Raw genomic sequence first — 9,722 nt, forward strand, 5'->3', positions numbered from 1 at the left:
TCGAGCAGACGCTTGTTGTCGCGCAGGAAGTGGTGCCGGGTCTCCCACTCGCCGTAGACGAGGGCGTGCCGGATGAACAGCTCGCGGGAGAGGTCGGGGTCGATCCGGCCGAAGTTGACGGGGCGGTCCGTGGCGAGCGGTACGCCGTACAGGGTCACCCGCTCCTGCGCCATCACCGCCTGGCGCTTGCGCGACCAGTGCGGCTCGGAGTACGACCGCTTCACCAGGTGGGCGCCGAGCCGCTCGGCCCACTCCGGCCGGATCTCGGCGTTCTGTCGGGCCCAGAGCCGGCCGGTCTCGACGAGCTCGCCGGCCATCAGGAACGGTGGGTTCTTCCGGGCCAGGCCGCTGCCCGGGAAGATCGCGAACCTCGCCCCGCGGGCACCGAGGTACTCGCGTGGCCCGGGGCGTCGGGCTCCGGCCGCTGGTCGAGCCTGTCGGGACCCCGGCTTGGGCTTCTCGCGCTCCTCCAGCAGGCCGATGTGGGACAGGAGACCGGAGAGCAGCGCCTGATGGATGCCGTCCGCGTCGGGCTCGCCGCCCGGTGCCTCGAGCCGGACGCCCATCTCCTTGGTCACCTGGCGCAGCTGGGCGACGAACTCCTGCCACTCGCGCACCCGCAGGTAGTTGAGGAACTCGCGCTTGCACATGCGGCGGAACGCGCTGCCCGAGAGCTCCTTCTGCTGCTCGCGCAGGTGGCTCCAGAGGTTGAGCCAGGTGAGGAAGTCCGAGCGCTCCGCCTTGAACCGGGCGTGCAGCTGGTCGGCCTGCGCCTGCTCCGCGGAGCGGTCGGCGCCCGGCCGCTCGCGGGGGTCCTGGAGCGACAGCGCCGCCACGATCACCAGCACGTCGCGCACGCAGCCGAGGCGCTCGGCCTCGAGCAGCATCCGGCCCAGGCGCGGGTCGATCGGGAGCCGGGCGAGGCGGCGCCCGATCTTCGTCAGGTCGCCGTTCCTCCCGGGGGTCGAGCCCGTCGAGACCGCGCCGAGCTCCTCGAGCAGCTGCACCCCGGCCTGCACGTTGCGGCGGTCCGGCGGCTCCACGAACGGGAAGCGCGCGATGTCGCCCAGCCCCAGCGAGGTCATCTGGAGGATGACCGAGGCGAGGTTGGTGCGCAGGATCTCCGGGTCGGTGAACTCCGGGCGGGACTCGAAGTCCTCCTCGGAGTAGAGCCGGATCGCGATGCCCGCCGCGACGCGACCGCACCGCCCGGAGCGCTGGTTGGCGGACGCCTGGCTGATCGGCTCGATCGGCAGGCGCTGGACCTTGGTGCGCGCGGAGTAGCGGGAGATGCGGGCCACGCCCGTGTCGACGACGTACCGGATGCCGGGGACGGTGAGCGAGGTCTCGGCGACGTTGGTCGCCAGCACCACGCGGCGCCGCGATCCGTTGGCGGGCGCGAAGACGCGGTGCTGCTCGGCGGCGGAGAGGCGTGAGAAGAGGGGCAGGACGTCGACCCCCCGGATGCCGTCGGCCAGCGGCGCGAGCGCCTCGGCGGTGTCACGGATCTCCCGCTCGCCCGGCAGGAAGACCAGGACGTCGCCGGGTCCCTCGGCCGAGAGCTCCTTGACGGCGTCGACGATCGCCTCGGTCTGGTCCCGGACGATCGACTCGCCCTCCTCGTCGACGTCGTCGCCTCCGCCCGTCGAGCCGGTCGAGCCGGTCGAGATCAGCGGCCGGTAGCGGATCTCCACCGGGTAGGTGCGCCCGGAGACCTCGACGACGGGGGCGTCGAAGTGGTCGGCGAACCGCTCGACGTCGATGGTCGCCGAGGTGATGATGACCTTGAGGTCGGGCCGCTTCGGGAGCAGCTGGCGCAGGTAGCCGAGCAGGAAGTCGATGTTGAGGCTGCGCTCGTGGGCCTCGTCGATGATGATCGTGTCGTAGCGGCGCAGCATCCGGTCGCGCTGGAGCTCGGCCAGCAGGATGCCGTCGGTCATCAGCTTGACCCGGCTCTGCTTCGAGGTCCTGTCGGTGAACCGGACCTGGTAGCCCACCAGGTCGCCGAGCTCGGTCCCGAGCTCCGAGGCGATCCGCTCGGCCACCGAGCGCGCCGCGATCCGCCGCGGCTGGGTGTGCCCGATCATCCGCGGACGCCCGTCCTCGCCCGCGGCCCCACGACCCAGCTCGAGGCAGATCTTCGGCAGCTGGGTGGTCTTGCCCGAGCCGGTCTCGCCGGCGACGATCACGACCTGGTGGTCGCGGATCGCGGCGGCGATGTCGTCGCGTCGGGCGCTGACCGGGAGGTCGGGCGGATAGGAGATCTTCACAGCGGGCCCATTGTCCCGTGTCTGCGCCCGCAGACCCAACCGGATTCGCCGCGGGGTGACGTCAGGGCAGCGTGAACCGCGGGTCCGCGGCCGCGGCGAGGAGCTGCTCGACCGTGACGTCGAGACCGCTGACCGGGGTGACCGAGTTGTTGCCGAAGAGCGTGTTCGCGTCGATCTCGACGGTGAACCCGTCGGAGCGGTGCACGACGACCGCCGTCCCGCCGTCGTGCTCGGCCACCTCGGCGGAGACCACACCGGGGAGGGACACAGGACGGTCCTGCCAGGTCTCGTAGGAGGCGACGATGCTCGAGTCCGGCCAGCGGCCGGGCGCGACCACGAACACCCGCACCACACCCTGGCCCGACTCGCCGGCGACGCGCCAGCCGACCTTGGTGCCGAGGGCGGCCGTCCAGCCCGACCCCTCCGGACATCCCGACTGGCTCGTCGAGCTCTGCACCGACCGGGTCACCTGCCACCGGTCCAGGTGTGCGCCCTGCGGGTCGAGCCGCTCGGCGAGGATCTCGCGGTATCCCCTCACCACCCGGGAGATCGCCGGGTCCGGGCGCATCCGCTCGGTCGTCGGCAGGCAGGTCCGGCCCTGCGGCGTCGCGATCGGCGTGGGCGCGGGGGTCGGCGCCGGGCTCGGGTCGACCGCGACGTCACCGCGACCTGACCGGCCGTCGGGACCGCCCTGCCCGGACCCCACGAGCGCCACGCAGACCAGGGTCGTGGCGACCGCACCGGCAGCCCCGGCGACGACCGCGGTACGGCGGCGGCGCAGCCGGGTCCGCCCGCGACGTACGTCCTCGTCCGTGGCGGTCGCCGGCACCGGCGCCCCGTCGGTCAGGTCGTGCAGGCAGCGGGTGAGCAGCTCGTCGTCCATCACGGGACCTCCCTGGTCAGCTCGTCGGTCGGCTCGTCGGACAACGCCGTGCGCAGCGCCGCGAGGGCCGCGGACGTCTGGCTCTTGACCGTGCCGGGGCTGATCCCGAGATCGGCGGCGGTCTCCTCGACGCTCAACCCCCACCAGTGCCGCAGCACGACCACCCGACGCTGGCCGGGAGGGAGCGCACGCAGCGCGGTCCAGAGAGCGTCGCGTTCCTCGAGCGCGGACGTCGCCGCAGGAACGGGTACGTCGGGCAGCCGCTCGCCCGCAGCCGTCTCCCGGCGCCACGGCCGGCGGCCCTCGTCGAGGTGCGCGTTCACGACCGCGCGACGCACGTAGGCGTCGACCGAGTCGGCGCGACGCACCCGCGGCCAGGCGACGTAGAGGCGGGTCAGCGCGGCCTGGACGACGTCCTCGGCGCGGTGCGGGTCAGCGCAGAGCAGCCAGGCCGCGCGGAACAACTGCGGCCGTCGTTGCTCGACGTACGCCGCGAACTCGTCGTCCCGCATGCTGCCCACCCTGCTCCTGCCCGTCCGGCGTTGTCGTCATGTTGACGGACCGGACGGCGGATCGGTTGGGCGCGAGCTCTTCCTTCATGGCTGCGGCGCCTGGTCCGAGACGTCGCACGGACGCTCTGCGCCGTGTGATCAGAGCGCTTCCACGTTGCGGACCAGGGCCTCGCTCGAGTGCTTGACGGCGATGCCGACGACCGGCTTGACCGCGCTCGCGATCGCCTTGCCGGCCGGGCCGCCGGGGAGCGTGAAGGAGATCCAGGCATCGACCCGGGTGCGGTCGCCGCCGAGGTCGGTGAAGGTCCAGCGCTGCGTGGTCTCGATCCCCTTGATCGAGGTCAGCTCGACCAGGGCGTCCTGCTCCCAGGCGGTGCACTCGACGCGGGACTTGAGGGGTACGCCGACCTTCAGCACCCCGTCGTACTGGGCGCCGACGCCGCGACGCTGCTCGGTGACGGGCTCGAGCTTGGTGAGTCCGTACATCCAGTCCTGGGTCTTGCTGAAGTCGTCGACGTACTCGAAGACCGCGCTGATCGGCGCCTGGATCTCGATGCTCTGCTCCACCACGTTGCTCACCGCGAAAGTGTGACATGGAGTCACAGGATCTGCGGAGAGGCTCAGCGCGGCGGCGGGAGCGCGTCGGTCGACTCCAGCTGGCCCATGCCGGTGACCATGAGCAGGTCCGCGACGATCGCCCGCACCTGCGAGAGGATCGCCTCCGCGGCCAGGATGTCGCTGCGCTCGACCTGGCCGGTCGCCGAGCCGACCGCGAGCACCCGGTCGCGGGCGGCGACGGCGATCCGGTCGGCGTGGAGCTCGTCGGCGATGGCGTCGGCGAGGTCAGCGGTGAGACCGATGTACGACGCCGGGACCGGCAGCCGTCGGTAGGCGGTGATCGTGGTCTGGCGCACGAGCACACGCGTGCTGCGCAGGGCGCGGTCGAGAGGGTCGACCAGCTCGACCATCCGGCGCAGCGGCTCGCGGTGCCGGATCCGGAACGGCGAGGAGTTGATGACCGACATGCCCTCCTCCGCCGCGGCCTGGAGCTCGCGGATCAGCCGGTCGGTCGCCCGGGCGTCGGCGAGGAGCTCGAGCGCCGGCGTCACCTCGCCGTCCTGCATGACGTCGGAGGCTGCGCGCAGGAGGGCGGCGATCTTGCGGGCGACGGCGGCGGCCTGCTCCCGCGGCCGCCGCAGCGGCGCCGCCGGGACGACCATGGCGGCGACGAGCGCGACGCAGCCGCCGATCACGGCGTCGGTCCAGCGCAGGAACGACCCGCCGGCTCCGGGAAGGAGGACCGTCACGACGATCGACTGGACGGCCGCCTGGGAGACGAACATGATCCCGGCGTCGAGGAGCAGCGCGATCGACATGGACAGGAACACGATGAGGCCGAGCTGCCAGGCGCCCGACCCGATGCCGGCCACGAGGACGTCGGCCATGAACACGCCGATCGCGACGCCGAGCATGACCTCGACGACCCGCCGGAGGCGCTGGCCGTAGGACGTGCCGAGGCACAGCACGGCGGCGATCGGCGCGAAGAACGGCAGCGTGTGACCGAGCAGGTCGTGGGCGACGAACCAGGCGACGGCGGCCGCGACCGAGCACTGCGCGACCACCCAGACCTTGTCGCGCCACCGCTCGACCCGGCCGCGCAGCGACAGCCGGCTGCGCGACCACATCCGGTCGAGCACCCCGTCGGTCGCCGCCTCCACAGGGGAGACCCTATGACCTACAGGGGCTTGGCGGGCAGCACCCTCTTGGAGACGAGCGCGACGACGTCCTCGTAGCGCGAGCCGGTGAACTTCGCGAAGTTGTGCAGCGCGTGTGCGTCGATCCCGACGAGGACCCGGGCCTGGTTCTTCACGATGCCCTTGACGATGATCTCGGCGGCGCGCTCGGGCGTCATCCGGGCGAGCTTCTCGTCGAACAGCTTCGCCGTGGCCGCCTGGTCCTCCTTGTCGGAGACGCGGGCGCTGCGGGCGATCGCCGTCTTGATCCCGCCGGGGTGCACCGAGGTGACGCCGACGTTGTGGCCGGCGACGAGCATCTCCTCGCGCAGCGCCTCGGTGAATCCGCGAACCGCGAACTTGGTGGCGTTGTAGGCGCTCTGGCCGGGCATCGCGAGCAGGCCGAAGAGCGAGGACAGGTTGACCACGTGGCCGTCGCCGGAGGCGATGAGGTGGGGCAGGAACTCCTTGGTGCCGTAGACGACGCCCCAGAAGTTGATGCCGACGATCCACTCCATGTCGCCGTAGGTGAGGTCCGTGACGTCGCCGGCGAGGGCCACGCCCGCGTTGTTGATGACGACGTTGACCTGGCCGAAGTGGCGCGCCACCGCGTCGGCGTACGCCGCGAACGCGTCCTTGTCGGCGACGTCGAGGCGTGCGGTGTGCACGTCGGGCGAGCCGGCGTCCTTGGCGAGTGCGGCGGTCTCGTCGAGCCCGGCCTCGTTGACGTCGGACAGGGCGAGACGCGCGCCCTTGCCGGCCAGGTTCACCGCGAGGGCGCGACCGATGCCGGAGCCCGCTCCGGTGATGACGACGACCTTGTTGTTGAGGTTCTTCACGCGTGGACTGCCTCTCGGTGGTGGGACACCCGGACGTCGTACCTGTCGATGTCGAACGCCGCGAGGTGCTTGCGGAAGGTGAAGGTCTGGCCCGGCCAGAGGGTGGTGTTGTTGCCGAACTTGTCGAGGTACCAGCTCGCGCAGCCCCCGGTCTGCCACACGGTCGGCCGCATCCGGCGACGGATCTCGGCGGTCCAGGCGTCCTGCGCCGCCTGGGTCGGCTCGACGGCGGTGAGGCCCTCGCGGCGCATCGCCTTGGCCGCCTCGACGACGTAGCGGACCTGCGACTCGATGATGAAGATCATGCTGGAGTGGCCGAGCGCCGTGTTGGGCCCGACGATCTGGAACAGGTTGGGGAAGCCGTGGATCGTCGTGCCCTTGTAGGCCGCCATGCCGCCGACGTCCCAGACGTCGGCCAGCGTGCGGCCCTCGCGTCCGGTGATGTGCTGGGCGATGGGCGGCTCGGTGACGTAGAAGCCGGTGGCGACGACGAGCACGTCGATCGGCCGCTCGACGCCGTCGGCGGTGACGATCGCGTCGCCGGTGATCGTGGTGATCGGGTCGGTCACGAGGTCGACGTTGTCGGCGGCGAGGGCGGGGTACCACTTGTTGGAGATCAGGATCCGCTTGCACCCGGCGCGATAGTCCGGGGTGACCTTCGCCCGCAGCTCGGGGTCCTTGATGCCCTTGGCGATGTTCTTCCTGCCCTGCAGCTCGACGGCACGCATCAGCTGCGGGAACCGGGTGAAGGCCGGCGCGCGGGACTCCAGCGTGGCGTAGACGAGAGCGCGCAGAGCGCGCTGGGCCCCGGGGACTCTCTGGAACACGGACTTCTCGAGGCCCGTGAACGAGCGCTCGTTGCGCGGGATGATCCAGTTCGGCGTGCGCTGGTAGACGTCCAGGTGGCCGACCACCTGCTGCAGCTCCGGGACGAGCTGGATGGCCGAGGCGCCGGTGCCGATGACCGCGACCCGCTTGCCGGTGAGGTCGACGTCGTGGTTCCACCGGGCCGAGTGGAAGATCTCGCCCCGGAAGCCTTCGATGCCCTCGATCTCGGGCAGTCGCGGCTCGGAGAGTCCGCCGGAGCCGGCGATGAGCGTGCGCGCGGCGTACTCCTTCTCGCCGGAGGGGCCCTGGGTGCGCACGATCCAGCGCTGCGCCTCGTCGTCCCAGCGCGCGTCGCGGACGGCGGTGTCGAAGACGAACCGGTCGAGCGTGCCCGACTCCTCGGCGACCCGGCGGGCGTAGGCCCAGATCTCCTCCTGCGGCGAGTAGACCTTCGACCAGTCCGGGTTGAGCGCGAACGAGTAGGAGTAGAGCTGGCTCGGCACGTCGCACTCGGCACCCGGGTAGGTGTTGACGTGCCAGGTGCCGCCGACGTCGCTGTCCTTCTCGACGACCACGAAGTCGCGCTCGCCCGCCTCGTCGAGCTTGATCGCCGCGGCGAGTCCGGCGAAGCCGGCGCCGACGACGAGGTGGTCGACCTGCTGGGGAGAGCTCATGGATGGAACGCTATTGGCGCTATTGAACAATTGTCAATAGACTCCCTCGCGTGACGGCGAACACGCGTACCCGGCTCTCCCCCGACGAGCGACGCACCCAGTTGCTCGACCTCGGCTTCCGCCTGCTCGCGACCCGCTCGCTCGACGAGCTCTCCATCGACCTGCTCGCCGAGGAGGCGGGGGTCTCGCGCGGGCTGATGTACCACTACTTCGGGGGCAAGCAGGGCTTCTTCGAGGCGGTCGTCCAGCACGCCGCGGACGACCTCTACGCCCGCACCGCTCCCCCGGCTGAGGGCGAGCCGCTCGAGCGCCTGCTCGCCTCGATCACCGGGTACGTCGACTACGTGGTCGCCAACCAGGCCGGCTACCGGTCCCTGGTGAAGGGCGCGACCGCCGGCAACGACAGCCTGCGCGCGATCTACGACACGACCTTCGCCGCGCTCGCGGAGCGGTTCTTCACCGCCGACCCCGGCGGCGACGTCTTCCCCGACACCCCCGCCGTCCGCCTGGTCATCCACGCCTGGCAGGCCATGGTCGAGGACCTCGTCCTCACCTGGTGCGACTCCCCTGCCGGACTGTCCCGCGAGGACCTGCTCTCGGTGATCACCGCCTCGCTGCCCGCGATCATCGACACCCTCCCCTGACGAGGTGCCAACCCGGGCCCCGCGAGGTGCCAACCCGGGACCCGCGAGGTGCCAACCCGGGCCCTGGGCAAGCCCACCCTGCGAGGTGCCAACCCGGGACCCGCGAGGTGCCAGATCGGGTTCAGCGACGGCGCTGCGGCCTGCGGTGGTACGACGGCTCGTCGGGACCGCGGGAGTAGATCCGCTTGGTCTTGAGCTGGGGCGCCCGCTCCTGGAGGGCGGCGGCGAGCTCCCGCAGCCACCACGACCTGGCTCTCTCGCCCAGGTCGTCCTTGCGGATGACGATGATGATCCAGCCGGCCGCCCGCAGCGCCCTCCTGCGCTTTCGATCGTGCTCCCGGTCCTCCTCGGAGGTGTGGTGCTCCTCGCCGTCGTACTCCACAGCGATCCGCAGGTGGGCGTAGGCGTTCTCCGTGCGGACCCACCCCAGGTCCGGAAGCAGCGTCCACACCTGTGGCTCGGGCATGGGCAGCTGCTCGTCGTGGATGATCAGCCGCACCCATGACTCCGGCTGCGAGTCGGCGCGGTCGGTCGACAGGGGGATGAGCTCACGCAGCTGGATCACGCCCCGCTGGGCGACGTACCGCGGCAGCATCGCGCGCAGCTCCTCGATGGTGATGCCGTACTCCTTGCGGAAGGCGTCGAGGCAGGCGATCGCGCGGAGCCTGCCCCGTAGTCGCGCCACATCGCACGCCGTACGGATCGGGGTCGTGACCCGCAGCCCGTCGATCACCATGATGTCGTCGGCCTGGAGCGTGCGCTTCCCGCCGAACACGCCCTTGCGCTCGGGCGCCTGGTGTCCGGCGACGGCGACCACATCGAGGTCCGGCACGACATCGAGCTCGGCGAAGTCGAGCAGGTCGATCCCGTGGAGCCATGCGGCGCACACGTCGCAGACGACGCAGTGGTCGGGCAGCACCAGGCGAGCGGCCCGGGCGCGCAGGTCGATGGTGTCACGTACGCCGACCGCCACGTAGACGCCGTGCAGAATCTGCCGTATCTGACCGCTCGCGGAGAGCCGCTTGAGTGCCCGGGCGCTGATGCCGGCCGACGTGGCCATGGCGGCCGTGAAGGGCGCGCCGCTGTCGAGGAGTTCCATGGCGGCAGGGTGCGCCCGGTCGGCGGTCGCAGGGCGGCGCGTCGTCCGGACCTGTGGACACGGACCGGTATCCACAGGCGACCTGCGCGGCGAGGTCACCGCCTGGAACGGAAGTGACCCGTGAGGCGGGCCGATCGGTCGGGGTCGTCGTACCCCATCTGGCACCTCGCTGGCCCCCGTCCGGCACCTCGGCGGTACTTGCCTGGCACCTCGGCGGTACTTACTTGGCACCTCGGCGGG

The 9,722-nt window shown here is 71.5% G+C and carries 9 protein-coding genes; 1 reads left to right on the forward strand and 8 read right to left on the reverse strand.

Going from position 1 to position 9,722, the window contains the following annotated elements; translation table 11 throughout:
* The 7 genes from hrpA to FHP29_RS03855 all read right to left on the reverse strand — a co-directional run.
* Positions 1-2,270: ATP-dependent RNA helicase HrpA (hrpA, locus tag FHP29_RS22475; RefSeq protein ID WP_240044290.1), on the reverse strand; the 2,270-nt coding region annotated here is incomplete at its 3' end.
* Between the two features lie 61 nt (positions 2,271-2,331).
* Entirely contained in the window at positions 2,332-3,153 is an 822-nt protein-coding gene (locus tag FHP29_RS03830; RefSeq protein ID WP_139621534.1) for a hypothetical protein, read from the reverse strand.
* Entirely contained in the window at positions 3,153-3,665 is a 513-nt protein-coding gene (locus tag FHP29_RS03835) for a SigE family RNA polymerase sigma factor (RefSeq protein WP_139621535.1), read from the reverse strand. The genes FHP29_RS03830 and FHP29_RS03835 overlap by 1 nt, the downstream gene beginning before the upstream one ends.
* Positions 3,666-3,803: 138 nt before the next feature.
* A complete protein-coding gene (locus FHP29_RS03840) occupies positions 3,804-4,244 on the reverse strand; it encodes an SRPBCC family protein (protein ID WP_158296459.1) in 441 nt (146 codons plus the stop codon).
* Positions 4,245-4,285: 41 nt separating this feature from the next.
* Positions 4,286-5,383 (reverse strand): FUSC family protein, encoded by a 1,098-nt coding sequence (locus tag FHP29_RS03845; protein WP_139621537.1) that lies wholly within the window; start codon positions 5,381-5,383, stop codon positions 4,286-4,288.
* Positions 5,384-5,400: 17 nt separating this feature from the next.
* Positions 5,401-6,237, reverse strand: coding sequence for an SDR family NAD(P)-dependent oxidoreductase (locus tag FHP29_RS03850; RefSeq protein WP_139621538.1), 837 nt, complete (start codon positions 6,235-6,237; stop codon positions 5,401-5,403).
* Positions 6,234-7,739, reverse strand: coding sequence for a flavin-containing monooxygenase (locus FHP29_RS03855; protein WP_139621539.1), 1,506 nt, complete (start codon positions 7,737-7,739; stop codon positions 6,234-6,236). Before FHP29_RS03855 ends, FHP29_RS03850 begins: the two co-directional genes overlap by 4 nt.
* A 50-nt stretch (positions 7,740-7,789) precedes the next feature.
* Here FHP29_RS03855 and FHP29_RS03860 point away from each other — a divergent pair, with 50 nt between their 5' ends.
* Positions 7,790-8,383: a TetR/AcrR family transcriptional regulator gene (locus FHP29_RS03860; RefSeq protein WP_139621540.1), complete on the forward strand. Its 594-nt coding sequence runs from the start codon at positions 7,790-7,792 to the stop codon at positions 8,381-8,383.
* Between the two features lie 121 nt (positions 8,384-8,504).
* Here FHP29_RS03860 and FHP29_RS03865 read toward each other — a convergent pair whose 3' ends face one another.
* The gene (locus tag FHP29_RS03865; protein WP_139621541.1) at positions 8,505-9,482 is read right to left on the reverse strand and encodes a type IV toxin-antitoxin system AbiEi family antitoxin domain-containing protein; all 978 of its coding nucleotides are present in this window, start codon (positions 9,480-9,482) and stop codon (positions 8,505-8,507) included.
* Positions 9,483-9,722: the final 240 nt, after the last annotated feature.

This window comes from Nocardioides albidus, from assembly GCF_006335005.1.
GTDB classification, from domain to species: Bacteria; Actinomycetota; Actinomycetes; order Propionibacteriales; family Nocardioidaceae; genus Nocardioides; species Nocardioides albidus.

Coding starts and splice junctions, on each gene's coding strand:
- FHP29_RS03835 (WP_139621535.1), bottom strand. CDS start 3,665: ATGCGGGACGACGAGTTCGCGGCGTACGTCGAGCAACGACGGCCGCAG.
- FHP29_RS03830 (WP_139621534.1), bottom strand. CDS start 3,153: ATGGACGACGAGCTGCTCACCCGCTGCCTGCACGACCTGACCGACGGG.
- FHP29_RS03855 (WP_139621539.1), bottom strand. CDS start 7,739: ATGAGCTCTCCCCAGCAGGTCGACCACCTCGTCGTCGGCGCCGGCTTC.
- FHP29_RS03865 (WP_139621541.1), bottom strand. CDS start 9,482: ATGGAACTCCTCGACAGCGGCGCGCCCTTCACGGCCGCCATGGCCACG.